The sequence below is a fragment of the Arenimonas sp. genome (assembly GCF_035721105.1).
Taxonomy (GTDB): Bacteria; Pseudomonadota; Gammaproteobacteria; order Xanthomonadales; family Xanthomonadaceae; genus Arenimonas.
The window spans coordinates 1-25,879 of sequence record NZ_DASTNG010000060.1 but is presented as its reverse complement, the minus strand read 5'-3'; the positions used below and the strand labels follow the sequence as shown (position 1 = coordinate 25,879).

Sequence of the window (25,879 nt, the reverse complement as noted above, 5' to 3'; positions counted from 1 at the left end):
TCGCGATGCAGTAGGCGCGCATCGGGTCGAGTTCGGTGATCTCGGTGCCGACCGTGCGGATCACCCGCGGGCCATAGAGCGCCAGGCCCACCGCGATGCCGAGCGCACCGATCGCCATTACCCAGAACGGAATCGGCGCGTTGCCGTGGATGGCACCGGCGCTGGACACCACGTCGACGATCGCGGCCAGCGGCCCGATCGCGTTGGCGACGTCGTTGGAGCCGTGCGCGAAGCTGAGCAGCGCCGCCGCGAACACCAGCGGCACGCCGAACAGGCGGTTGATGCCGGCCTTGCTGTTCTCGAGCTCGCCCGCGCGCCGCAGCACCGCGCCGCGGGCGATGAAGTACACCGCCGCCGCGACCCCGAGGCCCAGCACCACCGCGGCCAGGAAGCTCACCGGGATCAGCTTGTTCACGCCCTTGAGCAGCAGGTAGGTCGAGAACGCCCAGGCCATCACCGCCACCAGCATCGGCACCCGGTTGCGGGCCGCGCCCACCATGTCCTGGCGGTAGGTGATGGTGCGCTTGATCAGGTACAGGAAGCCGGCGGCGATGGTCGCGCCCATCAGCGGCGACACCACCCAGCTCATGGCGATGTTGCCCATCACCGGCCAGTTCACCACCGCCAGGCCGCTGGCGGCGATGCCGCCGCCGAGCACGCCGCCGACGATCGAATGGGTGGTGGAAATCGGGGCGCCCACGGCGCTGGCGATGTTGAGCCACACCGCCGCGGCCAGCAGGGCCGCCATCATGGCCCAGATGAAGGCCTCGCTGGTCGGGATCAGGGCCGGGTTGATGATGCCGCTGCGGATGGTGCCCACCACCTCGCCGCCGGCGATCAGGGCGCCGGCCGCCTCGAACACGGCGGCGATCATCAGGGCCCCGCCCAGGGTCAGCACCTTCGAGCCCACGGCCGGGCCGACGTTGTTGGCCACGTCGTTGGCGCCGATGTTCATCGCCATGTAGGCGCCGAAGACGGCCGCCAGCACCAGCACCAGGCTGGGCTGTCCGTCGCGGATCCAGGCCACGTAGACCAGGGTCGCCAGCACGAACAGCAGGCCGAGCCCCAGGCGCACCAGCGAACCGAGCCAGCTTCCGGTCGGCTCGGCCTTGGGCTTGGCGGTTGTCACGGCACTGTCATGGGGCATGGCGGGAGGCTCCGGGGCAGGTCCTCTGGGCAAGCCGGGCGCGCGATGCGCCGGCGGGAGGGCCTGTGGGGCGGCATTTTACGGGTTTGTGACGGTTTTGCGCCATGACGTGGCGGTGCCCCGTCCCGGTCAGCGCGGCCCGGGCTCGAGGCTGGTCAGGTACAGCCGCAGGTCGAATTCGCGCTGGTGGTAGTCGGGCAGCATGTGCGTGCACAGCTGGTAGAAGGCCTTGTTGTGGTCCGACTCGCGCAGGTGCGCCAGTTCGTGCACCACGATCATCTCCAGGAATTCGGCGGGCGCGTCGCGGAACACCGTCGCGATCCGGATCTCCCGGCTGGCCTTGAGGCGGCTGCCCTGCACCCGCGAAACGGCGGTATGGGTCCCGAGGGCATGCTTCATCACCTGCAGCTTGCCGTCGTAGGCCACCTTGGCCAGCGGCACCGACTGGCGAAGGTGCCGGTCCTTGAGCGCCTGCACGTAGGCGTAGAGCTGGCCGTCGCTGCGCACGGCGTGCGGCCGCGGGTACTTGCCGGCCAGGAAGGGGCCCAGCCGGCCCTGCCCGATCAGCGCGCGGACCTGGGCCAGCAGCGGTTCGGGGTAGCCGGCGAGGTATTTCAGGTCGCTCATCGGCGGGACCCGGGGCAAGGACCGCGCCACTATACGGGGCGATGCGCCGCGCCGAGACCGCCCGGGCCGGACGCAGGGCGCGGCCCGGCCGACGGGCCGCGGGTATCATGGCCGCTGACTCCTCCGCCAGACCCCGACCCATGGCCAAGCTCAACCCGCTCCAGGAACAACTGCTCAAGGCGGGCCTGGCCAAGAAGTCCAAGGCGGCCGAGGCCGCCCGCGCCCAGGACAAGGCCCGGCTCGGCAAAGGCCCCTCGGACCAGGCCGAAATCCAGCGCGAGGCCGAGCGGGCCCGGCTCGAGAAGATCGAGCGCGATCGCGCGCTGGCCGCCGGGCAGAAGGCGAAGGCCCGGGAAGCCGAGCTGCGCGCGCAGGCGCGGCAGATCATCCAGGACAAGAAGGTGCCGCGTACGGGCGAGAGCGAGTACCGCTTCAGCGCCGATGGCGCCATCCGCACCGTGCTGATCGACGACGACCAGCGCAAGCAGCTGGCCTCGGGTGCGCTGGTGGTCGCGCGGCTGGGCGATCGCTACGAACTGCTGCCGCGCCGCGCCGGCGACCAGGTGCGCGAACGCGATCCGGCCCTGGTGGTGCTCGACCACGGCCAGCCCGGCGACGCGCCGGCGACGGACAGTGCCGAGGACGATGCCTACTACGCGCAGTTCAAGGTGCCCGACGACCTGGTCTGGTGACCGCGCGCGGCCTCAGGTCGCGCACATCGCCTGCAGTTCGCGGTAGCCGGGGAACACGCGGCCGGGCGCGCAGACCGGGCAGGCCGGGTCCGGCGCCAGCCGGGTTTCGCGGAAGCGCATCCGCAGCGCGTCGAAGTGCAGCAGCCGACCGCTCAGCGGCTCGCCCAGCCCCAGCAGCAGCTTCAGCGCTTCGGTGGCCTGCAGCAGGCCGATGACGCCGGGCAGCACGCCCAGCACGCCGGCCTCGGCGCAGTTGGGGGCGTCCTCGGGCGCGGGCGGTTCGGGGAACAGGCAGCGGTAGCAGGGGGCCCTGCCCCGCTGCCGGCCAGCGTCGAACACGCTGGCCTGGCCTTCGAAGCGATGCACGGCGCCGTACACCAGCGGCTTGCCGAGCTGCACGCAGGCATCGGAAAGCAGGTAGCGCGCGGCGAAATTATCGGCGCCGTCCACCACGACGTCGACGTCGCGCACCAGCGATTCGACGTTTTCCGCGGTGACCCGCACCCGATGGGCCGCCAGGTCCACGCGCGGGTTCAGCGCACCCAGCGCCTCGCGCGCCGAATCGACTTTCGGCATGCCGATGCGCGCCTCGGTGTGCAGGATCTGGCGCTGCAGGTTGCTGCGGTCGACCACGTCGTCGTCGGCCAGCACCAGCCGGCCCACGCCCGCGGCGGCGAGATAGAAGGCCGCCGGTGAGCCGAGGCCGCCCGCCCCCACCAGCAGCACCCGCGCCGCCGCCAGCTTGCGCTGGCCTTCCAGCCCGACCTGCGGCAGCCGCAGGTGGCGCGAATAGCGCGCCAGGAAATCGGCGTCCTCGTCGGCGCCGGCCATTTCCGGCAGGCCGTCGTGGCGCCACTGGTCGAAGCCGCCCGCCACCGAGGCCAGGCGCGTGTAGCCGCGCGCACGCAGCGCGCGCGCGGCCGCCAGCGAGCGCATGCCCGCCGCGCAGATCAGCAGGACGTCCGCGGCCGGGTCCGGCAGCCATTGCGAAGGCGCCGATTCCAGCGCCGCGCGCGGCACCGCCAGCGCATCCCGGGGCAGGCCCAGCGCGTGCTCGCCGGGCTCACGCACGTCCACCAGTCGCGCACCGGCCTGCTGGCGGCGAAGCGCTTCGGCCGGGCTGATTTCCTCGATCTCGTCCATGCGCGCAGTCTAGCGCCCTGCCCCGCCCGCAGGCAGGCGCTTGACCGCTGTCAACGCCGGTCGCCGGCGGACATGCTGCAATGGCCGTCCTTCCCGGGACCCCGTCGCGATGACCGACCCGCTTGCCGCCACGCCGGCCACCGGCCTGACGAACGAGGAAGCCGCGCGCCGCCTGGCGCAGTTCGGCCGCAACGCCCTGCCCGCGCCGGCGCCGCGCGGGCTGCTGCGGATCGTGCGCGAGGTGCTGACCGAGCCGATGTTCCTGCTGCTGGTGCTGGCCGCCGCCAGTTACCTGCTGCTGGGCGACCTGGGCGAAGGCCTGCTGCTGGGCGCCTTCGCAGTGCTGACGATCGGCCTGGTGGTGATGCAGGAGCGTCGCGGCGAACGTGCGCTGCAGGCCCTGCAGGCGCTGGGCACGCCGGTGGCGACGGTGCTGCGCGAGGGCGCGGCGCGTCGCATCGCCAGCCCGGAGGTCGTGCCCGGCGACCTGCTGCTGGTCGAAGAGGGCGAACGCGTCGCCGCCGACGGCGTGCTGCAGGCCTGCCGGGGCCTGAGCGTGGACGAGTCCCTGCTCACCGGCGAAAGCGTGCCGGTCAGCAAGCGTCCCGCGCGCGCCGGCGACCCCGACGGCGCCGATCCCGGCGGCGACGACCTTCCTTTCCTGTACGCCGGCACGCTGGTCGCGGCCGGCGAGGGTCGGCTGCGCGTCACCGCCACCGGACTGGCGTCCCAGGCCGGCCGCATCGGTCGCTCGCTGGCGGTGATCGAGACCGAAGCCACCCGGCTGCAGCGCGACACCCGGCGCCTGGTGCGGCTGTTCGGCGGGTTCGCCGGCGTGGTGAGCCTGGCGATGCTGCTCTTCCATGGCCTGGTGCGCGGCGAATGGGTCGACGGCCTGCTGGGCTCGATCGCGCTGGCGATGGGCCTGCTGCCCGAGGAGTTCCCGCTGGTGCTGACGGTGTTCTTCGCCATCGGCGCCTGGCGGCTGACCAAGGTGAAGGTGCTGGCGCGGCGTTCGGCGGTCATCGAGACGCTGGGTGCGGCGACGGTGCTGTGCGTCGACAAGACCGGCACGCTCACCGAGAACCGCATGCGGATCCGCCGCCTCGACGCCGGCGGGCCGGTGTCGACGCTCGGCGACGAGGCGGTCGCGCTCGATGCCGCCCAGCGCGAACTGCTCGACCACGCCTTCCTGGCGACCCGGCCGCAAAGTTTCGATCCGATGGACCGCGCGGTCGGCGAGCTGGCGCTGGCCGCCCGGGACGGCCGCGACCCGCTCAACGGCGACTGGTCGCTGGGCCGCCACTACGGCCTGACGCCCGACCTGCTGGCGATGTCCCAGGCCTGGCGGACCGCCCCGGGCCACCACGCCTTCGCCAGCAAGGGCGCCCCCGAGGCGGTGGCGGACCTGTGCCACCTTTCCACGGCGGAAAAGGCGCACTGGATGGCGCGGGTCGCCACGCTCGCCGCCGACGGCCTGCGCGTGCTGGCGGTCGCCGCCGGCGACCACCGCGGGCCGGCGCTGCCCGAGGATCCGCACGACGTCCGCTTCCGCTGGCTGGGCCTGGTCGGCTTCGAGGATCCGCTGCGGCCGTCGGTGCCGGGCGCGATCGAAGAAGCGCGCCGCGCCGGGCTGGCGGTGAACATGATCACCGGCGACTTCCCGGCCACCGCCCTCGCCATCGCCCGCCAGGCCGGCATCGACACGCGCGCCGGCGCGCTGGCCGGCGCCGCGCTCGACGCCCTCGACGACGCCGCGCTGCGCGCGGCGCTCGACCGCACGCACGTGTTCGCGCGCATCCGGCCCGAGCAGAAGCTGCGCCTGGTCGAGGCCTTCAAGGCCCGCGGCGACGTGGTGGCGATGACCGGCGACGGCGTCAACGACGCGCCGGCGCTCAAGGCCGCGCACATCGGCATCGCCATGGGCCAGCGCGGCAGCGACGTCGCCCGCGAGGCATCGGCGATGGTGCTGCTGGACGAGGACTTCGGCGGCATCGTCGCGGCGGTCGCCGTGGGCCGGCGCATCTTCGACAACCTGCGCAAGGTGATGCTCTACATCGTCGCCATCCACATCCCGATCGCCGGCCTGGCCATGCTGCCGCTGCTGCTGGGCCTGCCGCCGCTGCTGCTGCCGCCGCACGTGGTGCTGGTGGAAATGATCATCGACCCGATGTGCTCGGTGGCCTTCGAGAACGAGCCCGCCGAGCCCGATGCCATGCGGCAGGCGCCGCGGCCGCTGGCGGAACCGCTGGTCGGCGCGCGCCAGCTCTGGGTCGGGCTGGCCCAGGGCCTGGCGCTGCTGGCTGCTTGCCTGGTCGTGTACGTCGGGGCGCTGGGCGACGGGCGCGGCGCCGACGTGGCCAGGACCCTGGCCTTCCTGGCCCTGACCGCCGGCAACCTGATGCTGGTGCGCAGCAACGCCAGCCGGCGCAGCGCGTTCCGGCCCGCCCCGCAGCGACGCATGGCGTTCTGGGCGATCACCGGCGTGGCGTCGGCGGTAGTGCTGGCCTGCGTCGCGATTCCCGGGATGCGCGCGCTGTTCGGCTTCGGACTGCCGTCGGCGTCGCAGGCGCTGCTGGCGATCGGCGCCGGTCTGCTCGGCGGCTCACTACTGGAGCTGGGCAAGACCCTGCCCTGGGTGCGCGCGGCCATCGGCCACGCGCCGGCGGCGCGCGCGGACTAGAGGCCGGCGAGACCGCCGAACGCCAGCACGTCGACGCGATCACCGGCGGCATAGTCGGCCGCGCCTTCCGGCAGCTGGATCAGCACGTTGGCATCGGCGGCGCCGCGCAGGCGGTGCGAGGCGACGGCGGGATTGGGCCGCACCTGCAGCTGGCCGGCCTCGCTGCAGGACAGGTTGCCGCGCATGAACTCCAGCCGCGCATGCGGCTTCACGATCGGCGTCAGCAGCTCGGCGCGCAGCGGCAGCCGCGGCTCCACCCGCCCCTGCAGGCCATCGATCAGGCCACGCCCGAGCGTCAGGAAGGTCGCCAGCACCGACACCGGGTTGCCGGGCAACCCCAGCACCAGCGCCTCGCCCAGGCGCCCGAACAGCACCGGCATGCCGGGCTTCATGCGCACCTTCCAGAAGTACACCTCGCCCTGCTCGCGCAGCAGCGCCGGCAGATGATCCTTCTCGCCGGCCGACACGCCGCCGCAGGTGATCACCAGGTCGAACGAGAACGCCGCGTCGCGCAGCGCGATGCGCATGCGCTCGGGGTCGTCGGGCAGCACCGGCCAGGCCACCGGCTCCAGGCCTTCGGCCATCAGCAGGGTCTGCAGCAGCACGCGGTTGCTGTCGTGGATTTCGCCCGGCGCCAGCGGCTGGCCCGGCGGGCGCAGCTCGTCGCCGGTGGTGAATACGGCCACGGTCGGCCGCCGGTGGATGGCCAGGCCGTCCTGGCCCAGCGCCGCCGCCAGGCTCAGGCGCGCCGGGCCGAGCACGTCGCCGGCGCGCAGCACGCGATCGCCCACCGCCACGTCCTCGCCGGCGCGGCGCAGGTGCGCACCCGGCGTCACCGGAATGGCGGCGACCACGCGACCGTCGACCTCGCGCGCGTCCTCCTTGGCCAGCACCGCGTCGGCGCCCGCCGGCATCGGCGCGCCCGTGGTGATGCGGGTGCACTCCCCTGCCCCCAGCACCAGCCCGCGGCTGGCGCCGGCGAACTGTTCACCGGCCAGGCGCAGGCCGGCGTCGCCGGCGGCGTTGGCCTCGGCGGCGCGCAGGGCGAAACCGTCCATGGCCGAGTTGTCGAAACCGGGCAGCGGGATCGCGGCCACCAGGTCCTCGGCCAGCACCGCGCCGCGGGCGCGGGACAGCGGCTGGCGTTCGACCTCGAGCCGGCGCTCGGCGGCGACGCGCGCGAGAATGGCCTGGGCTTCGGCAAAGGCGATGCGGGTCGGGAACGAGTCGATCACGGGTCGTAGCCTTCGGGGAAATCGTGGGGTGAGTTCAGGTTCTGCAGCCGCCGTGGCGACAGGTCCAGCCGCGCAACGCGCAGGCGGGCCACCAGGCGGCGGGCGGCGGATTCTCCGGCATCGAGCATGTGGCCGGCGTGTTCGCGCAGGGCCGCGCAGCGCCACAGGCCCAGCAGCGGCTGCAGGCCCTCGGCGTCGGTGACCACCACGCCGTCGTCCTCGACGGCGGCCGCCAGCGTCTCGGTCAGTCCCTCGGGCAGCCGATCCAGGTCGACCGGGACGGTCAGCAGCCAGGGCGTGGTGCAGGCCGCGGCCAGGGCTTCGATGGCCGCCAGCGGGCCGGCGAAATCCTCGCGCCGGTCCAGCACCACCCGCAGGCCCAGCCGGCCGAAGCGCGGGTCATCGGCGCGCGCGCTGACCAGGCGCTCGGCGAAAGCGCCCGGGAAGGCCATCAGGATGTTCTCGACCAGCGGGGCGCCGCGATGCCGCACCCAGGCCTTGTCGCGTCCGCCCAGTCGCTGCCCGCGTCCGCCGGCCAGGATGCCGAGCGTGATCGCGTCGCGGCCGGTCACTTCCGCTTGACGTGCTTCATCAGGCGGCGCTTGGCCTTGACCTGGCGCTCGGTGAGGACGTTCTTCTTGCCCTCGTACGGGTTCTCGCCTTCCTTGAAGACGAACTTCACCGGCGTGCCGACCAGCTTGAAGCGCTTGCGGAAGAAGTTCTCGAGGTAGCGGCGGTAGCTTTCCGTCAGCGAGGTCAGGCGATTGCCGTGGACGATGAAGGTGGGCGGATTGGCGCCACCCGGATGCGCGAACTTGAGCTTGGCCACGTGCCCGCGCACCACCGGCGGCGGGAAGCTTTCCACCGCGACCTGCAGGGCCTTGGTGGTCTCGGCGGTGCTGAAGACGTGCGTGGCCGACGCGTGGGCGCGGTGGATGGCCTTGAACAGGTCCTTCAGGCCGGTGCCGTTCCTGGCCGAGATGGTGACGCGCTCGGCCCACTCGCAGAACGAAAGCTTGCGCTCGAGCATCGAGATCGCCTGCTCGCGGGTGTACTTGTCCTGGCCATCCCACTTGTTGACGGCGATCACCAGGGCGCGGCCGGAATCGAGCACATGGCCCAGCACGGTCGCGTCCTGCTCGGTGACGCCTTCGCCGGCGTCGAGCATGACCACCGCGACCTGGCAGTTCTCGATCGCCTGCAGGGTCTTGAAGACGCTGAACTTCTCCACCGCCTCCTCGACCTTGGCGCGGCGGCGCAGGCCGGCGGTGTCGATCAGCTTGTAGGGGCGGCCGTCGCGCTCCATGTCCACCGCGATCGAATCGCGGGTGGTGCCGGGCACGTCGGAGGCGATCATGCGCTCCTCGCCCAGCAGGCGGTTGACCAGGGTCGACTTGCCCACGTTCGGGCGGCCCAGGAAGGCGATGCGGATGCGGCCCGGCTCGTCTTCGACGATCTCGACGTCGCGCTCGGCCGGCAGCTCCGGGATCACTTCCTCGAGCAGTTCGGGGATGCCGCGCTGGTGCGCGGCCGCCAGCGGGATGACCCGCTCGACGCCGAAGCGCGCGAATTCGGCCAGCACGGCCTGCTCGTCGAGCCCGTCGGTCTTGTTGACCACCAGGAAGAAGCGCCGGCCGCTCTTGCGCAGCCAGTGCAGGATGTTCTCGTCCAGCGCCGAGGGCCCTTCGCGGCCGTCCACGACGAACAGCACCAGGTCGGCCTCGTCTACCGCCGAACGCGCCTGGCGCGCGGTGGCGCCGGCCAGGCCTTCTTCGTCGCCGGACAGGCCGCCGGTGTCGCACAGGGCGAACGGATGGTCTTCGTCGCGGCGGCAGATGCCGTAGTGGCGGTCACGCGTGACGCCCGGCTCGTCGTGGACGAGCGCATCGCGGCTGCGCGTGAGCGCATTGAACAGGGTGGACTTGCCGACATTCGGCCGGCCGACGAGCGCGACCAATGGCAACACGATGGATCTCTCCCGGTGGACTCGGCCGATCAGTTCGGTTGCGGGAAGGCGGACAGCTTGCCTTCGTTGGTCAGGGCGAACAGCATGCCGTTCGCGGCGACCTGGGGCGTGCCCAGGATCGGGGCGCGCTCGACGCGGGCGCGGCCGGCGACGGTGCCGTCGGCGATGCGGATCCAGTGCAGGTAGCCCTCGAGGTCACCGAACACCACGAACTCGCCCTGGATGGCCGGCGTGGTCAGCTGGCGGCGCGCCAGCACGTCCTGCTTCCACAGCGCGGTGCCGTTGTAGCGGTCCAGCGCCCAGACGGTGCCGGCCGAATCGGCCAGGATCACGCGGTCGCCCAGCAGGGCCAGGCCGCCGTAGCCGCCGGCGTCGCGGTTCCACAGCGGACGGCCGGTGCTGGTGTCGATGGCCATGGTCTGGCCCTTGTAGCTGCTGGCATAGATCGCGTCGATGCCGACCTGGATCTCGCCGTCGACGTCGGCCATGCGCTCGAGGTCGTTGCGGCCCTCGGGCTGGGCGATCAGCTGCTCCCAGGCGCGCTGGCCGTCGGCCATGCGCAGGGCGATGACGCTGCCGTCGTCGTAACCGAGGTAGATGAAGCCGCTGCCCGCCACCGGCGAGCCGTTGCCGCGCACGCCCAGGCCCGGCAGGCCGCGGTCGAAGACCCACTTGCGACTGCCGTCGGCGGCATCGAGGCCGAAGGTGCGGCCGTCGTTGCTGCGGACCACGACCAGGCCGCCGGTGACCAGCGGCGTGGTGATGACTTCCGAAGTGACCGCGGTGCGCCAGCGCTCGGTGCCGGTGTCGGCGTCGAAGGCGATGACCTCGCCGTTGCGGCCGCCGATCACGACCAGGCCGTCGGCCACGCCGGGGCTGCCGGACAGGCCGGCGTCGATCTTCTCGCGACGCCAGAAGAACACGCGGCTGCCTTCCTTGCCGGTCTTGACCGCCTCGGAGTCCCAGACGGTGTCGCCGGTGTTGATGTCCAGGGCCAGCACGCGGCCGTCGTCGTTGGAGACGAACAGGCGCTCGCCCTCGATGGCGGGACGCTGGCGCAGGCCCAGCTTTTCCTGGCCGTCGCCGAGGTTGCGCGACCAGGCCGCGTCGACCGCGATGGGGCTGGCGATCTCGACCAGTTCGGCCGGCTCGCTGGCCTTGTTCTTGTCGGAGGAGAACCAGTCCTTGACCGTGGCGCAGCCGGTGGCCAGCGTCAGCATCAGGGCGATGAGCAGGGTGCGAAGCAGCATGCGGTCAGATCTCCGGCTGGGCCGCCGGCGAACCGCCGGCATCAGTGAGTTTCATTTCGACGATCGAGCGCGTCGGGGCGGCAAGGTCCAGGGTGGCCAGGGCCTGCTCGTAGGCGGTGCGGGCGGCGTCGCGACGGCCCAGGGCCATCTCGGCGTCACCGCGGATCTCGGCGGCGACCGAGGGGAAGGCGACGACCGGCACGTCGGCGTCGGCGTCGGCCTCGGCGGCCGGCGCGGCGGGCGTCATGGCCGCCAGGCGCTCGAGCGCCTCGGCCGGCTTGCCGGCGATGAGCTGCAGGCGGGCGGCGCGCAGCTGGGCCAGCTCGAACAGCATCGGGTCCAGGCCGTCGCGGGCGACGGTATCCAGGACCGCCACGGCCTCGTCGTCCTTGCCTTCGGCGTGCAGCGCCTCGGCCCGGCGCAGCGCGGCCAGCGCCGGGTAAACGGTGTCGGGATGATCCTGGGCCAGCGCGGTCGCGTGGGCCTCGGCCTTGGCCACTTCATCGGCATCGAGCGCCTTGTTGAAGGCGCGGAACTCGATCGCGGCCTGCACCTTCTCGTTGGCCTGCTGGCCCTGCCACCACTGCCAGCCGGCGAGGCAGGCCAGGCCGAGGGCGACGCCGCCGATCAGGGATGAGCCGTTGTTTCGCAGCCAGGCGCGAACGCGTTCGCCCTGTTCGTATTCGTCGATCTGGTCCATGGAAGGCTTCTTCAGGCCGGCGCAGCGGCGCCGGCGGGGTGATCAGGGAACCGGCGGCGGGGCCGCGGTCAGTTCCCCGGGGGAGCGGGTTGGCCGGTAGAGGATACCGTAAAGCGGGCGACGTCCGCCGCGCGATAAGGCGCCAGGTCGACCGGCTTGCCGGCGAAACTGACCTCGACCGCATCGGCCTTGCCGAGGGTAATGCGCGCGACCTGTCCGGCGGCGTAACGGCGCACGTCGCCGCCGGCAACCAGGCCGCGTTCGACCCGGCGACCCTGGGCATCGAGCACCTCGATCCAGCTTTCCTCGCGGAACGACAGCAGCAGGCCGTCCTGCGCATCGCGCCGGAAGGAAGGCGCCAGCGAAGCCATCACCGGATCGGGACCGTTGCCCGCGTCGGCGGCCGGGGGCGCGGTGGGCGCGGCCTCGGCCGGGCCGGCGGGCGTCACCGCCGCCAGGTCGCCCGGGGTCGCGGCCGGACCCGCGTCGGCCAGCGGGGCCGGCGGCGGGGCCGCTGGGGTAGCCACCGGCGGCGCCGGGGTGAAGGTCGACGGCGTGTCCAGCGCCAGCTGGCGAGGCGCCTGGCCGGACTGGTAGTGACGCGCCACCAGCACGACCGGGACCACCAGCACCGCGGTCATCAGCAGGTAGACGCCGTTGCGGAGCGAGCGGTCCAGCACGCGGCGCATGCGCGAGCGGCTGCCCATCGGCACCAGCTGCGGGGTGGGCTTGGTCTGGGCGGCCTGTTCGGCCAGCGCCTCGGGCAGGCCCACCAGGCGCAGGTAGCTGCCCAGGTAGCTGCGCACGTAGACCGGCGCGCCGAGCCGCGGCCAGTCGTCGCGCTCCATGGCCTCGACGATCGCGACCGGCAGCTTGAGCTGCTGGGCGACCTGGGCGACCGAGAGCGACTGGGTTTCCCGCGCCTGCTTCAGGCGAAGGCCGATCGGATCCTGGAACAAAGCTTCCTGCGTGACGTCTTGGGTCATGGCTGGAGCGAACCTTGGTTGTCGGACGGCGTGAAGTCGGGGAACTGGTCCTGCAGCCGCTGGCGGTAGCGGCGGGCGGCGACGGTGTCACCGGCGCCCTGCTCGATGCGGGCGGCCAGGTAAAGCAGGTCGGCGGTGAGCGCGCCCTGCGATTCGCGGCGCTGGTAGAAGGCGCGGGCACTCATGTAGTTGCCGGCGCGGAACTGCAGCTCGGCCATCAGCGCCAGCAGGCGCGGATCATCGGGCGCGACCTCGATGCCCTGGCGTAGGTGCGCCTCGGCGGCCTCGAGCCGCCCGGCGTCCATGGCGCACTTGCCGGCGTTGAAGAAAGCCTGGTCGCGCGCCTTGTAGAACGGGTCCTTCACGGCCCGGGCGAACACGGCGTCGGCTTCGGCGGCCTGCCCCTTCTCGCACAGCCACACGCCGTAGACGTTGAGCACGTGACCGGACTCGGGGTCGAGCTTGCCGGCGCGCTCGAAGTGCTCGCCGGCGCGGGCGCTGTCGCCCAGGCGTTCGCGGATCAGGCCCAGCACCACCTGCACGTCGGCGGAATTGGGATCGCTGCGCAGGGCGCGGTTGGCGCGGTCGAGCGCGTACTCGAGCTTGTTCGCGGCCAGGTAGTTCTGCGCCAGGTTGAGGTTGGCGACGCCCTTGCTGGTCATGGCGGCCTGGCTGCCGGGCGAGCCGGTGCTGGCGTTGTTGCTCGCCGGGGTGCCGGCGCAGCCGACGGTGATCGCCAGGACGCCGGCGACGAGGCAATGACGCAGGACGTTACGCGGCATCGGACACTCCCTGTTGTTCGAGCTTGCGCTTGAATTCGGACTGGCGACGGGTCTTGTCCATCACCTGGCCCTTGAGCTGGCCGCAGGCGGCGTCGATGTCGTCGCCGCGCGTACGGCGGACCATGGTCAGCACCTTCTGGTCGAGCAGGATCTTCTGGAAGGCGCGGATGTCGGCCTCCTCGGAGCGCTCGAAGCGGGTGCCGGTGAAGGGATTGAAGGGGATCAGGTTGACCTTGGCCGCGTCCTCGCGCTGCACGCGCGCGTCGAACTTGCGCATCAGCTGGGCCAGGGCCCGGGCGTGCGCGGGCTGGTCGTTGACGCCCTTCATCATGGTGTATTCGAAGGTGATCGAGGTACGCGGCTTGCGCTGGGCGTAGCGCACGCAGGCGTCGAGCAGCTCGGCGATCGGGTACTTCTTGTTCAGCGGCACCAGCTGGGTGCGCAGGTCATCGTCCGGGGCGTGCAGCGACACCGCCAGCGAAACGTCGCTGACCTCGGAAAGCTTGTCGATCATCGGCACCAGGCCGGCGGTGGACAGGGTGACGCGCTTGTTGGCCAGGCCGAAGCCGTAATCGTCGCGCATCAGGCTCATGGCGCGCACGACGTTGTCGAAGTTCAGCAGCGGCTCGCCCATCCCCATCATCACGACGTTGGTGAGCTTGCGCTGGTGGTGGGTCTTGTTGCCGAGGTGCTTCGAGGCCGTCCAGACCTGGCCGATGATCTCGGCGGTGGACAGGTTGCGATTGAAGCCCTGGGTGGCGGTGGAGCAGAACTGGCAGTTCAGGCCGCAGCCGACCTGGCTGGACACGCACAGCGTGCCGCGGCCCTTGTCGGGGATGAACACGGTCTCGATCGAATTCGAGGTGTCCATGCCCAGCAGCCACTTGTGGGTGCCGTCGGTGGAGCCCTGGTCGAGCACCACGTTCGGCGGGCGGATCTCGCAGTGCTGCTCGAGCCGCGCCCGCAGCGCCTTGCCGACGTCGGTCATCTGGCCGAAGTCGGTGACGTGCTGGTGGTACATCCACTTCATGATCTGGTGGGCGCGGAAGCGCTTCTCGCCGAGGGTCTCGGCGAAGAAGCGCTCCAGGCCCTCGCGATCGAGGTCGAACAGGTTCACGCGCGCACCGCCCGTCCCTTCCGGGTTGGTCAGCGAGGGGATGAGCTTGTCCATGGCCTCGGTCACGGGGTCGCCGCTCAGCGCGGGCAGAGCTCGGTGGCGGCGAAGAAGTACGCGGTTTCGATCGCGGCGTTCTCCAGGCTGTCCGAACCGTGCACGGCGTTGGCGTCGATCGACTGCGCGAAGTCGGCGCGGATGGTGCCGGCCGCGGCTTCCTTCGGGTTGGTGGCGCCCATCAGGTCGCGGTTCTTCTGCACGGCGTTGTCGCCTTCCAGCACCTGGATCATCACCGGGCCGGAGATCATGAATTCGACCAGCGCGTTGAAGAACGGACGCTCGCGGTGCACGGCGTAGAAGCCCTCGGCTTCCTTGCGGGACAGGTGCTTCATCTTGGCGGCGACGACCTTCAGGCCGGCCTTCTCGAAGCGGGAGTAGATTTCGCCGATGACGTTCTTGGCGACCGCGTCGGGCTTGATGATGGAAATGGTGCGCTCCAGCGCCATGGTGGAACTCCGTGGGTTCTAGGGGGTTGTTGGGCCCGTAAATTTAGCACAATTCCCCGTCCCGGCGAGGGTTTAGCGCCAATCCCTGAAAACTTCCGCAGGCTCGGTCACCCCGCCTTGCCGGCCCCGGGCGCCCGATGTCGTCCAGCCGCTTGATTGAATCACCCATTTGACGGCGGCCGCGACCGGCGTACACTCGCCAACAACCGTTTGAATCGAACGCTGGCAGGCCATGACCACGACCCACTTCAATACCAAGGAACGCATCCTCGGCGCCGCCGAGGAACTGTTCGCCCAGCACGGCTTCGCCGGCACGTCGCTGCGCCAGGTCACCAGCCGGGCCGACGTCAACATCGCGGCGGTCAACTACCACTTCGGCAGCAAGGAAAACCTGGTCAACGAGGTCTTCCGGCGCCGCATGGACGAGATGAGCGAGCGCCGCCTGGCCCAGCTGCGCAAGGCCCAGGAGGAGAAGCCCGGCGACCTCGAGGCCATCCTGGCCGCCTTCATCGAGCCGCCCCTGGCCCTGACCATCGACCGCCACGGCGGCTCGGCCTTCGTCCGGGTCCTGGCCCGGGCCTTCGCCGAGAAGAACGACCGCCTTCGCAAGTTCCTGTCCGACAACTACGGCCACGTCCTGCGCGAGTTCGCCAAGGCCATCGGCCACGCCGTGCCGGCCCTGGCCAAGGAAGACCTGTACTGGCGCCTGGACTTCACCGCCGGCGCGCTCACCTACGCCATGGCCGACTTCGGCCTGATCAAGCGGCCGACCGGCGTGTCCGAGAAGGCCCACTGCGAAAAGGCCGCCCAGGCCCTGATCCGCTTCGCCGCCGCCGGCCTGCGCGCCGGCTGACCCTCCTCCTTCCTCCTCCTTCCTCCTCCCACGGAGTTCCAACCATGTCCCAACTTCGCATCCGAAAGGTGGCCGTCCTCGGCGCCGGCGTGATGGGCGCGCAGATCGCCGCCCACCTCGTCAACGCCGACGTCGACACGATCCTGTTCGACCTCCCCGCCAAGGAAGGCCCGCCCAACGGCATCGTCGACAAGGCCATCGCCAACCTCGGCAAGCTCTCGCCGGCGCCCTTCGCCAGCAAGGCCAAGGCCGCGGCCCTCACCCCGGCCAACTACGACCAGCACCTGGAGCTGCTGCGCGACTGCGACCTCATCATCGAGGCCATCGCCGAGCGCACCGACTGGAAGAAGGCGCTGTACGACCGCATCGAGGGCTACGTGGCCCCGCATGCGATCCTCGCGACCAACACTTCCGGCTTGTCAATCAATGGCTTGGCCGAAGTTCTTCCGGAATCACTTCACCATCGGTTCTGCGGCGTGCACTTCTTCAACCCGCCGCGCTACATGCACCTGGCCGAGTTGATCCCCTGCGCGAAGACTGACAAGCAAGTCCTTGAAGGGCTTGAAACTTTCCTGGTCACCACCCTGGGCAAGGGCGTCGTCTACGCCAAGGACACCCCGAACTTCATCGGCAACCGCATCGGCGTGTTCTCGATCCTCTCCACCCTGCACCACACCGCGCAGTTCGGCCTGGGCTTCGACGAGGTCGACGCCCTCACCGGCCCCCTGCTCGGCCGCCCCAAGTCGGCCACCTACCGCACCTCGGACGTGGTCGGCCTCGACACCATGGCCCACGTCATCAAGACCATGGCCGACACCCTGCCCGACGACCCGTGGCACAAGTACTTCAAGGCGCCGGAGTGGCTGCAGGCCCTGATCGCCAAGGGCGCGCTGGGCCAGAAGACCGGCGCCGGCATCTTCATGAAGAAGGGCAAGGACATCGTGGTGCTGGACCTCAAGGCCCAGGACTACCGCCCGGCCACCGGCGCCGCGGACCCCGAGGTCGTCGCCATCCTCAAGAACAAGGACCCGGCCGCCAAGTTCGCCCAGCTGCGCGCCAGCCAGCACCCGCAGGCGCAGTTCCTGTGGGCGATGTTCCGCGACCTGTTCCACTACAGCGCCTTCCACCTGGCCTCGATCGCCGAGACCGCCCGCGACGTCGACCTGGCCATCCGCTGGGGCTACGGCTGGGCGCTGGGCCCGTTCGAGTCCTGGCAGTCCGCGGGCTGGAAGCAGGTGGCCGAGTGGATCGCCGAGGACATCGTGGCCGGCAAGTCGATGTCCGACGCGCCGCTGCCGAACTGGGTGTTCGACGGCCGTGACGGCGTGCATGCCGCCGAGGGCAGCTACAGCCCGGCCCGCGGCGAAATGCAGCCGCGTTCGAACCTGGCCGTCTACAACCGCCAGCGCTTCCCCGACCCGATGCTGGGCGAGCGCGCGGCCCCGGGCACCACGGTGTTCGAGACCGACAGCGTGCGCATGTGGCACGACGGCGACGGCATCGCGGTGCTGAGCTTCAAGACCAAGATGAACACCGTCGGCGACGGCGTCCTGGCCGGCATCGGCGAGGCCATCGACCGCGCCGAGAAGGACTTCCGCGGCCTGGTGCTGTGGCAGACCAAGGAGCCGTTCTCGGCCGGCGCCGACCTGTCCGGGGCCATGGCCTCGCTTCAGGCCGGGCGCGTGGACGAGTTCGAGGCGATGGTGAAGACCTTCCAGGCCACCAGCCAGCGCATCAAGTATTCGCTGGTGCCGGTCATCGCCGCGGTCCGCGGCCTGGCCCTGGGCGGCGGCTGCGAGTTCCAGATGCATTCGGCCCGCAGCGTGTTCTCGCTCGAGAGCTACGTCGGCCTGGTCGAGGCGGGCGTGGGCCTGCTGCCGGCCGGCGGCGGCCTGAAGGAGATCGCGGTGCGCGCGTCGGCGGCCGCGGGTCCGGGCGGCGACGTGTTCGCGGCGCTCAAGCCCTACTTCGAGACCGTGGCGATGGGCAAGGTGTCCGCCTCGGCGCTGGAGGCCAAGGAGCTCAAGCTGGCACGCGAAAACGACGTGGTGGTGTTCAACCAGTACGAGCTGCTGCACGTGGCCAAGGCCCAGGCCCTGGCGCTGGCCGAGTCGGGCTACCGCCCGCCCCTGCCCGCCCGCCAGGTCCAGGTGGCCGGCGACGTCGGCATCGCCACCTTCAAGATGATGCTGGTGAACATGCTCGAGGGACGCTTCATCTCGCCGCATGACTACGAGGTGTCCTCGCGCATCGCCACCGTGCTGTGCGGTGGCGAGGTCGACCGCGGTTCCGTGGTGGACGAGGAGTGGCTGCTGACGCTCGAGCGCGAGCATTTCGTCGCGCTGGCCCAGATGCCCAAGACGCAGGAACGCATCCTGCACACGCTCAAGACCGGCAAGCCGCTGAGGAACTGACCCCATGACCAAGCAAATCCAGGACGCCTACATCGTCGCCGCCACCCGCACCGCGGTCGGCAAGGCCCCGCGCGGCGTCTTCCGCAACACCCGCCCCGACGAGATGCTCGCGCACGTGCTGCGCGAGGTCGTGGCCCAGTCGCCCGGCATCGACCCGACCCGCATCGACGACGCCATCATCGGCTGCGCCATGCCCGAGGGCGAGCAGGGCATGAACGTGGCGCGCATCGGCCTGCTGCTGGCCGGCCTGCCGAACGTGATCGCGGCCCAGACCATCAACCGCTTCTGCTCCTCGGGCCTGCAGGCCGTGGCCCTGGCCGCCGACCGCATCCGCCTGGGCGAGGCCGACCTGATGATCGCCGGCGGCACCGAGTCGATGTCCATGGTGCCGATGATGGGCAACAAGGTGGCGATGAGCCCGCAGGTGTTCGCCAAGGACGAGAACGTGGCGATCGCCTACGGCATGGGCATCACCGCCGAAAAGGTGGCCGAGGAGTGGAAGGTCAGCCGCGAGGACCAGGACGCCTTCGCCTATGCCTCGCACCGCAAGGCGCTGGCGGCGATCGCGGCCGGTGAGTTCAAGCAGGAGATCACGCCCTACCAGGTGGTCTCGCGCCAGCCGGCCGGCGGCAACGCCATCAAGCTGCGCGAATTCATGGTCGACACCGACGAGGGCCCGCGCGCCGACACCAGCGCCGAAGGCCTGGCCAAGCTGCGGGCGGTGTTCCGCGCCGGCGGCAGCGTCACCGCCGGCAACTCGTCGCAGATGTCCGACGGCGCCGGCGCGGTGATGCTGGCCTCGGAAAAGGCGATCAAGGACTACGGCCTGACCCCGCTGGCGCGCTTCGTCGGCTTCTCGGTCGCCGGCGTGCGCCCGGAAGTGATGGGCATCGGCCCGATCGCGGCGATCCCGAAGGTGCTGGCCCAGGCCGGCATCACCCAGGACCAGCTGGACTGGATCGAGCTCAACGAGGCCTTCGCGGCCCAGGCCCTGGCGGTGATCCGCACCTGCGGCCTGGATCCGGACAAGGTCAACCCGCTGGGCGGCGCCATCGCCCTGGGCCACCCGCTGGGCGCCACCGGTGCGATCCGCGCCGCGACCATCGTCCACGGCCTGCGCCGGCGCAAGCTCAAGTACGGCATGGTGACCATGTGCATCGGCACCGGCATGGGCGCCGCTGGCATCTTCGAAGCCCTCTGATCTTCGCGTGGTTGTGGAAGGCGGCTCCGTGGGGGCCGCCTTTTCTTTTAACGCGGATCAAAGCGGAAACGTCGGATAAGAGCGGATTTTTTGCCACGGATGAACACGGATGAACACGGATAAGGCAAAAGCGTTGGGAGGGGCTTGAGGCCAGGATGGGCCGTCAGGCAATTGATCCAAGCCTTTTTATCCGTGTTTATCCGTGTTCATCCGTGGCAAAAAACTGCTTTAAAAGCGGCAAAAGCACGAAGCGCCCCACGCGCGCAGCGCAGCCGCGCGCCAAAACCATCTCGAAAATCCGCTCTTATCCGACGTTTCCGCTTTGATCCGCGTTAAAACACGCCCTCCCCCCCCGAAGCCCAAGCGTCAGGCAAGGCGCGTCCCGTTCGGAACCTCCCGCTCGAGGGTAGTGATGACCACCCCGTCGTCGGTAGGAAAGCCAGTTAGGAGGAATTCGGAGATGAACGGCCCGACCTGTTTGGGCGGGAAGTTGATGACGCCGACGATCTGGCGACCCACCAGGTCCTCGGCCGCGTAGAGCGCCTTGACCTGCGCGCTGGTCTTGCGCACGCCGTGGGGACCGAAGTCGACCCAGAGTTTCCAGGCCGGCTTGCGCGCCTCGGGGAAATCCTCCACCCGCAGCACGGTGCCGGCGCAGAGCTGCACCTTTTCGAAATCGGCCCAGGAAATCGGCGGCGGCGCTTCGGTAGTCATCAGGGTCGTCCTTCCATGCGGTCCTTCCAGGCGTCGCGGGCCTGGTACCACCAGTAGCTGAGCTGGGCGCCCAGGAAGCCGGCCGGCTTCATCGCCGAGACCAGCCCGTAGCGGCTGAACTCGCGCCAGCGCGTGTCGTCTTCGGCGATCGCGGCCGCCAGCACTTCGCCGGCGAAAGTGGTCGGCGCGACGCCGTGGCCGCCGAAGGCCTGGGCCAGCCACAGGCCCTCGTCCACGCGGCCGATCTGCGGCATCTGGTGCCGGGCGTAGCTCATCAGGCCGGACCAGGCGTAGTCGATGCCGACCTCCCCGAGCTGCGGATAGACCTTGAGCAGGTCGCGCCTGAGCAGGCGCTTCACCGCCTCCGGCGAACGGTCGCGCACCGAGATGCGGCCGCCCCAGAGGATGCGGGTGTCGGGCAGCGGCCGGTAATAGTCGAACGCGAAGCGGGTGTCGTAGATCGCGGCGCGGGTGCGGATGACCTCGTCCAGGCGCGGGCCCAGCGGCTCGGTGACCATGACGTAGGTGGCGATCGGCAGCACGCCCGCGTCCACTTCGCGGCGCAGCCCGGCCAGGTAGCCGCCGCAGGACAGCACCACGTGCCGCGCCCGGACCTCGCCCTCCGGGGTGCGTACGGACCAGCCCTGCCCTGCCCGAGCCAGCGAGATCGCCGGCGAGCCTTCGTGCAGGGCCACGCCCAGGCCGCCGGCGACGCGGGCCAGGCCGTGCGCGTAGTCGAGCGGATGGAAGTGCAGCGCATTGCGCTCGAACAGCGCCTCGCTGTAGCGGCGGGTGCTGAGCTGCGCCGCCAGCTGCTCGCGCGACACCCAGTCCCACTGCGTGCCGAAGTGATCGGCCAGCAGCGCCTGGCGCGCGCGCAGCGGCGCCGGGTCGCGGAACCAGTTCGCCCAGAGCACGCCGGCGTCGGTGGCCTGGCAGGCGATGGCGTGGCGGGCGATGCGGGTGCGGATCAGGTCCACCGCGTCCTGCGTGCCCTGGTACAGGCGGCGTGCGGCGGCCGGGCCGAGTTCGGCCAGCAGCGCCTCTTCGCCGCGCGAGAATCCGCCGAAAACGAAGCCGCCGTTGCGCCCGGAGGCGCCGTGGCCGACGGTGTCGGCCTCCAGCAGCACCACGTCGCGCTGGCCGCGCTCGGCGAGGCCGAGCGCCGTGTTCAGGCCGGCGAACCCGCCGCCGACGATGCAAACCTCTGCTTCGCGCAGGCCCGACAGCGGCGGATGCGCGGGCGCGGGCGAGGCCGCGGCGGTGGCACGGTAGTAGCTCGGGGGGGCCATCGCCGGCGACCCGGGGCTCAGCGCGCCAGCGCCGCCCGCATGAATTCGCGCGTCGGCTCGGCCAGGTCCTCGTGGTCGAGCGCGAACTGCATGGTCGCCTCCACCAGGCCGATGCGGCTGCCGCAGTCGAAGCGCCGACCTTCGAAGCGATAGGCGAGCACGCGTTCCTTTTCCATCAGCGCCGCGATGCCGTCGGTGAGCTGGATTTCGCCGCCCGCACCGGGCCTGGTCTTGGCCAGCAGGTCGAAGATGCTGCCGCTGAGCACGTAGCGGCCCACCACGGCGAGGTTGCTGGGCGCGACCTCGGGCTTGGGCTTCTCGACGATGGCGCTGATCTCGCCGTGGCGGCCGGCGAAGTCGCGGGTCGCGACGATGCCGTAGCTGCCGGTCTGCTCGCGCGGCACGTCCTGCACCGCGATGACGCTGGCCGATTCACGCTCGGCCAGGTCGGCCATCTGGCGCAGCGCGCCGTGGCCGGTGTTCCAGATCAGGTCATCGGGCAGCAGCACCGCGAACGGCTCGTCGCCGATCACGGGGCGCGCGCACAGCACCGCATGGCCCAGGCCCAGGGCCTCGGCCTGGGTGACGAAGACGGCGCGCACGTGGCGCGGCAGCACGTCGCGGATCAGGGCCAGCAGCTCGGACTTGCCGGCCTTCTCGAGCTTCTGTTCGAGCTCGTAGGCCTTGTCGAAGTAATCGGCCACCGAATGCTTGTAGCGGTTGGTGACGAAGACCAGGGTGTCGCAGCCGGCCTCGATCGCCTCGTCGACGGCGTACTGGATCAGCGGTTTGTCGACCACCGGCAGCATTTCCTTGGGCACCGTCTTGGTGGCCGGGAGGAAGCGCGTGCCGAGGCCCGCGACCGGGAATACCGCCTTCTTGATGCGAAAAGTCATGCGTTCGAACCACCTCTTTGTTGCTGCCCGGCGGCCTCGAAGGCCTCCGTGGCGTCGGGATGGGGATTGTACTCGGGCACGGCTTCATGCAGCAGCGAGACTAGCGCGTGGCCACCATCGGGCTGGCGCAGCAGGTGGTCCAGGCGCGCGAGCACGCGTCGCATCGCGTCGACGTCGACCTCGCGCGGCTGCGCCTGCAGGATGCGCGGATGGCGCGTGCGCTGGTAGCGCTCCTGGGGATGGAACAGGATCTCGTGCAGCTTCTCGCCCGGCCGCAGGCCGGTGTAGCTGACGGCGATGTCGATGCCCGGGCGCTTGCCGCTGAGCCGGATCATCTGCTCGGCCAGTTCGCGGATGGCCACCGGCCGGCCCATGTCGAGCGCGAACACCGCGCAGTTCCCGGCACACAGTCCCACCGAATGCAGGATCAGCGCGCAGGCCTCGGGGATGGTCATGAAGTAGCGCGTCACTTCCGGATGCGTCACGGTGACCGGCCCGCCGGCGGCGATCTGGCGCCGGAACAGCGGCACCACGCTGCCGGCCGAATCGAGCACGTTGCCGAAGCGCACGATCGACAGGTGCACGTCGCTGCCGGCCAGCTCGGCCTGGCAGGCCAGCTCGGCGAAGCGCTTGCTGGCGCCCAGCACGTTGATCGGCGCGATCGCCTTGTCGGTCGAGATCAGCACGAAGTGGCCGACGCCGCGCTCCCGGCACATGCGCGCCAGGGTCGCGGTGGCGGTGACGTTGTTGCGCAGCGCCTCGCGCACCTGCCCTTCCAGCATCGGCACCTGCTTGCAGGCGGCGGCGTGCAGGACGTAGTCGATGCCGTCGCCGAAGGCGATGCTGCAGGCGGTCGGGTCGCCGCAGTCGGCCAGCATCGGTTCGATGTCGGCGTCGGGATAGCGCCGGGTCAGCTCTTCGGTGATCTCGACCAGCGACAGTTCGGCCCGTTCGAACAGCACCACCCGCTTCGCGCCCGCGGCCACGCACTGGCGTGCCAGCTCCGAACCGATCGAGCCACCGGCGCCGGTGACCAGCACCCGCTTGCCCACCAGCGCCTCATACATGGCGCCGAACTCGACCGGCTTGCGGCCCAGCAGGTCCTCGATCCGCACCTCGCTCAGCTCCAGCCGCGCGCCGGACTTGCCCGAGAGCATGTCGCCCAGGCGCGGCACCGTGCGGAACGGCAGGCCGGTCTCGTCGCACAGCGTCACCACCCGCTGCATCTCGGCGGCGCTGGCCGAGGGCATGGCGATGACGATCAGCTTGGGCGCGGTTTCCTGCGCGATGTAGGGCAGTTCGTCGATCGTGCCCAGCACCGGCACGCCCTGCAGCTTGGCGCCCTTGAGCGCGCGCTGGTCGTCGAGCAGACCGACCGGCTGGTAGCGGCCGTCGCTGCGCAGGTCGCGCAGCAGGGTTTCGGCGGTGCGGCCGGCACCCAGCACCAGCACGCGCTGGGCGTCGGCGTTGTGGCCGGAATGGCGGTGGTCCTTCCACAGGCGGTAGAGCACGCGCGGCACGCCCAGCACCACGACCACCGCCATCGGGTAAGGGAACAGCACGCGGCGCGGCACGTCCGGCAGCAGCCCGGCCAGGAACAGCAGCGCCACGATCAGCAGCACGCCCACCAGCGCCGCGCGCACCAGGTTGGCCAGGTCGGGCAGGCTCGCGAAGCGCCACAGCCCCTGGTACAGCCCCACCGCGCGCAGCACCAGCGCCTGGGTCAGCACCACGATCACCAGCTCGAGCTGGATCGCGGTCGCCGGCGGCGCGCCGGCCAGCCCCGCCAGCCAGCGCAGGCCCAGCCAGACGAAGGCCACGGCCGCCAGGTCGTGCACGACGATCAGCAGGCGCGGCAGCAGCATCGAAGCGCCAGCGTAAGACTTCATTCCCTAGCTTCCTTTCCCGGGTCGGTTCCCGGGCGCGGCCAGCGTCGGCCCCCCAGGGAATGGACCATGATTCCAGAGATCAGCCATCCGAGGGTGACTCCCCATGCAACGGCAAGCGGCGCGGCCGCCAGCCACGCCGCCAGTCCGATCGCGACGCCGGTCCAGGCGGCATAGGCCAGGCAGACCCGGCCGTGGCTGGCGCCGTGGCTGATGGCGCGCTGGTAAAGATGGGCGCGGTGCGCCTGCCAGACCCGTTCGCCCCGGACCAGGCGCCCGAGCAGGGTCAGGCCGCCGTCGACCAGGAAGGCCGAGGCCAGCAGCAGCGGCGCCCAAGCGGCCTGGCCACCGTCGACCGACAGCGATGAAAGCACCAGCGCGGCCACCGCGACGCCCAGCGCATGGCTGCCCACGTCGCCCAGGAACAGGCGGGCCCGCGGCAGGTTCCAGGGCAGGAAACCCAGCGCGCCGCCGGCCAGGGCCAGGCCGAGCCAGGCCGTGGGCGTGCCGAGGCCGGCCAGCAGCGCGGTCGCCGCGCCGAACAGCAGCGCCTGGCTGGCGGCCAGCCCGTTGCTGCCGTCCATGAAGTTCCACAGGTTCACCAGCGCCACGACCAGCAGCCAGGCGGCGGCGACGGCCGCCACGGGGCCCCACAGCGCCGGCAGCAGCGGCCAGGCCACCGCGATCGGCAGCGCGCCCAGGCCCTGCAGTGCGAGTTTGGCCAGGGCCGGCACCGGCCGCAGGTCGTCGAGCAGTCCGGCGCCGGCGGTGATCGCCAAGCCCACGGCGAAGGCGCCGCCCGGCGGCCCCAGCCAGGGCGCCATGGCCAGCAGCGCCACGGCGATGCCAATGCCGCCACCGCGCGGGGTCGGCACGCGGTGCAGCCGGCGTTCGTCGGGCAGGTCGAGGACGCGATGGCGGGCGAAGCGCCACCAGGCGCCGGCCAGCGCGAACGACAGCAGCGCCGCGGCCAGCACCCCACCCAGGCTGGCGACCAGCGGCGCGCCTGGCGTCACTCGCTCACCGCGCCGTGCACCGGCTTGATGCTGCCCCAGGACTTGCAGCCGGGGCACTGCCAGTGGTGGGCGCGCGCGCTGAAGCCGCAGCGCTGGCAGCGATAGCCCGGCGTGCGCACGACCAGCTGGTCGGTGATCTGCTTGAGCGCGCGCAGCGTGCTGGCCGGATCGGCGCCTTCGTCGCGCAGGCTCAGGTCGATGTATTCGGCCTCGCCGCGCACCGACGGCCGCAGCCGCAGCTGGCGCGACAGGAACTCCAGCGCCGCCGCCTGCCCTTCGTCGCGCTCGATCAGGCGCGTCAGCGCCAGCACCGGCGACACGCCCGGGTAGTGCTCGATGGTCTCCATCAGGAAGCCGCGGGCGCGGGCACTGTCGCCGCGGCGCTCGTAGCAGCGCAGCAGCGGCTCGAGCAGGTCGGGCAGGAATTCGATGTCGTGCCGGGCGACCCGTTCGAAGGCCCGGATGGCGGCCGCGTCGTTGCCGGCCGCCAGCTCCAGCTGGCCCTCGGCCAGGCCGGCCCGCACCGAGTGGCTGTCGGCCTCGTAGGCCTGCGCGATGTGGCGGCGGGCCTGGTCGAGGTCGCCGGCCAGTCGCGCCTTCTCGGCCAGCTCGCAGTGGAACTGCGCCACCAGCTTGCCCATCGGCTCGCCGCTGGCCGCCTCGAACTCGCGCGCATGTTCGATCGCCTTGCCCCAGTCGCGTTCGGCCTGGTAGATCGAGATCAGGTGCTTGAGCGCCTGCGGGGCCAGCACGCCCATGTGCACCAGGTCGGTGAA

The 25,879-nt window shown here is 71.2% G+C and carries 22 protein-coding genes and 1 pseudogene; 5 read left to right on the top strand and 18 right to left on the bottom strand.

The window, feature by feature from the left end:
• A partial coding sequence (locus VFQ84_RS09820) for an inorganic phosphate transporter (RefSeq protein ID WP_325131456.1) occupies nucleotides 1-1,147 on the bottom strand: 1,147 nt, incomplete at its 3' end.
• Between the two features lie 129 nt (nucleotides 1,148-1,276).
• The gene (locus VFQ84_RS09815; RefSeq protein ID WP_325131455.1) at nucleotides 1,277-1,774 is read right to left on the bottom strand and encodes a M48 family metallopeptidase; all 498 of its coding nucleotides are present in this window, start codon (nucleotides 1,772-1,774) and stop codon (nucleotides 1,277-1,279) included.
• Between the two features lie 140 nt (nucleotides 1,775-1,914).
• On the opposite strand from VFQ84_RS09815, the gene VFQ84_RS09810 reads away from it, so the two are divergent.
• Entirely contained in the window at nucleotides 1,915-2,466 is a 552-nt protein-coding gene (locus VFQ84_RS09810) for a DUF2058 domain-containing protein (RefSeq protein ID WP_325131454.1), read from the top strand.
• Between the two features lie 12 nt (nucleotides 2,467-2,478).
• Here the strand turns inward: VFQ84_RS09810 and moeB are convergent, their stop codons facing one another.
• Entirely contained in the window at nucleotides 2,479-3,609 is a 1,131-nt protein-coding gene (gene moeB, locus VFQ84_RS09805) for a molybdopterin-synthase adenylyltransferase MoeB (RefSeq protein ID WP_325131453.1), read from the bottom strand.
• A gap of 109 nt (nucleotides 3,610-3,718) precedes the next feature.
• Here moeB and VFQ84_RS09800 point away from each other — a divergent pair, with 109 nt between their 5' ends.
• Nucleotides 3,719-6,292, top strand: a complete 2,574-nt coding sequence (locus VFQ84_RS09800; RefSeq protein ID WP_325131452.1) for a cation-translocating P-type ATPase — start codon at nucleotides 3,719-3,721, stop codon at nucleotides 6,290-6,292.
• On the opposite strand, the gene glp is transcribed toward VFQ84_RS09800, so the two are convergent.
• From glp to ndk, 9 genes are all read right to left on the bottom strand, one after another.
• Entirely contained in the window at nucleotides 6,289-7,524 is a 1,236-nt protein-coding gene (gene glp, locus VFQ84_RS09795) for a gephyrin-like molybdotransferase Glp (protein WP_414637028.1), read from the bottom strand. The two genes, VFQ84_RS09800 and glp, sit on opposite strands and share 4 nt — an antisense overlap.
• Entirely contained in the window at nucleotides 7,524-8,099 is a 576-nt protein-coding gene (locus VFQ84_RS09790; RefSeq protein ID WP_325131450.1) for an NTP transferase domain-containing protein, read from the bottom strand. Before VFQ84_RS09790 ends, glp begins: the two co-directional genes overlap by 1 nt.
• Complete coding sequence (gene der, locus VFQ84_RS09785) at nucleotides 8,096-9,493, bottom strand: ribosome biogenesis GTPase Der (RefSeq protein ID WP_325131449.1); 1,398 nt, start codon at nucleotides 9,491-9,493, stop codon at nucleotides 8,096-8,098. The genes VFQ84_RS09790 and der overlap by 4 nt, the downstream gene beginning before the upstream one ends.
• Before the next feature lie 29 nt (nucleotides 9,494-9,522).
• Nucleotides 9,523-10,743, bottom strand: coding sequence for an outer membrane protein assembly factor BamB (gene bamB / locus VFQ84_RS09780; RefSeq protein ID WP_325131448.1), 1,221 nt, complete (start codon nucleotides 10,741-10,743; stop codon nucleotides 9,523-9,525).
• A gap of 4 nt (nucleotides 10,744-10,747) precedes the next feature.
• Entirely contained in the window at nucleotides 10,748-11,443 is a 696-nt protein-coding gene (locus VFQ84_RS09775; RefSeq protein WP_325131447.1) for a YfgM family protein, read from the bottom strand.
• 68 nt (nucleotides 11,444-11,511) lie between these two features.
• The gene (locus tag VFQ84_RS09770; RefSeq protein ID WP_325131446.1) at nucleotides 11,512-12,429 is read right to left on the bottom strand and encodes a RodZ domain-containing protein; all 918 of its coding nucleotides are present in this window, start codon (nucleotides 12,427-12,429) and stop codon (nucleotides 11,512-11,514) included.
• A complete protein-coding gene (pilW, locus tag VFQ84_RS09765; protein WP_325131445.1) occupies nucleotides 12,426-13,211 on the bottom strand; it encodes a type IV pilus biogenesis/stability protein PilW in 786 nt (261 codons plus the stop codon). The genes VFQ84_RS09770 and pilW overlap by 4 nt, the downstream gene beginning before the upstream one ends.
• Entirely contained in the window at nucleotides 13,201-14,382 is a 1,182-nt protein-coding gene (rlmN, locus tag VFQ84_RS09760) for a 23S rRNA (adenine(2503)-C(2))-methyltransferase RlmN (RefSeq protein ID WP_325131444.1), read from the bottom strand. Before rlmN ends, pilW begins: the two co-directional genes overlap by 11 nt.
• 23 nt (nucleotides 14,383-14,405) lie before the next feature.
• Nucleotides 14,406-14,831, bottom strand: coding sequence for a nucleoside-diphosphate kinase (gene ndk, locus VFQ84_RS09755; protein WP_325131443.1), 426 nt, complete (start codon nucleotides 14,829-14,831; stop codon nucleotides 14,406-14,408).
• A 232-nt stretch (nucleotides 14,832-15,063) separates the two neighbouring features.
• Between ndk and VFQ84_RS09750 the strand changes: the two genes are divergently transcribed.
• From VFQ84_RS09750 to VFQ84_RS09740, 3 genes are read left to right on the top strand one after another with little or no spacing between them, the layout of a single operon-like run.
• The gene (locus VFQ84_RS09750) at nucleotides 15,064-15,684 is read left to right on the top strand and encodes a TetR/AcrR family transcriptional regulator (RefSeq protein ID WP_325131442.1); all 621 of its coding nucleotides are present in this window, start codon (nucleotides 15,064-15,066) and stop codon (nucleotides 15,682-15,684) included.
• A 44-nt stretch (nucleotides 15,685-15,728) separates the two neighbouring features.
• Nucleotides 15,729-18,098 (top strand): 3-hydroxyacyl-CoA dehydrogenase/enoyl-CoA hydratase family protein, encoded by a 2,370-nt coding sequence (locus tag VFQ84_RS09745; protein ID WP_325131441.1) that lies wholly within the window; start codon nucleotides 15,729-15,731, stop codon nucleotides 18,096-18,098.
• A gap of 4 nt (nucleotides 18,099-18,102) precedes the next feature.
• Nucleotides 18,103-19,299 (top strand): acetyl-CoA C-acyltransferase, encoded by a 1,197-nt coding sequence (locus VFQ84_RS09740; protein ID WP_325131440.1) that lies wholly within the window; start codon nucleotides 18,103-18,105, stop codon nucleotides 19,297-19,299.
• A 366-nt stretch (nucleotides 19,300-19,665) separates the two neighbouring features.
• Here the strand turns inward: VFQ84_RS09740 and VFQ84_RS09735 are convergent, their stop codons facing one another.
• The 6 genes and pseudogenes from VFQ84_RS09735 to VFQ84_RS09710 all read right to left on the bottom strand — a co-directional run.
• Nucleotides 19,666-20,013 (bottom strand): tRNA-binding protein, encoded by a 348-nt coding sequence (locus VFQ84_RS09735; RefSeq protein WP_325131439.1) that lies wholly within the window; start codon nucleotides 20,011-20,013, stop codon nucleotides 19,666-19,668.
• Nucleotides 20,013-21,305: an FAD-binding oxidoreductase gene (locus tag VFQ84_RS09730; protein WP_325131438.1), complete on the bottom strand. Its 1,293-nt coding sequence runs from the start codon at nucleotides 21,303-21,305 to the stop codon at nucleotides 20,013-20,015. The genes VFQ84_RS09735 and VFQ84_RS09730 overlap by 1 nt, the downstream gene beginning before the upstream one ends.
• Before the next feature lie 17 nt (nucleotides 21,306-21,322).
• Nucleotides 21,323-22,201: a UTP--glucose-1-phosphate uridylyltransferase GalU gene (gene galU / locus VFQ84_RS09725; protein WP_325131437.1), complete on the bottom strand. Its 879-nt coding sequence runs from the start codon at nucleotides 22,199-22,201 to the stop codon at nucleotides 21,323-21,325.
• Nucleotides 22,198-24,090 (bottom strand): nucleoside-diphosphate sugar epimerase/dehydratase, encoded by a 1,893-nt coding sequence (locus tag VFQ84_RS09720; protein ID WP_325131436.1) that lies wholly within the window; start codon nucleotides 24,088-24,090, stop codon nucleotides 22,198-22,200. The genes galU and VFQ84_RS09720 overlap by 4 nt, the downstream gene beginning before the upstream one ends.
• Nucleotides 24,087-25,103: a hypothetical protein gene (locus VFQ84_RS09715; RefSeq protein ID WP_325131435.1), complete on the bottom strand. Its 1,017-nt coding sequence runs from the start codon at nucleotides 25,101-25,103 to the stop codon at nucleotides 24,087-24,089. The genes VFQ84_RS09720 and VFQ84_RS09715 overlap by 4 nt, the downstream gene beginning before the upstream one ends.
• Nucleotides 25,100-25,879: pseudogene (locus VFQ84_RS09710) on the bottom strand (lipopolysaccharide assembly protein LapB); the annotation flags it as partial. The gene VFQ84_RS09715 and the pseudogene VFQ84_RS09710, both read right to left, overlap by 4 nt.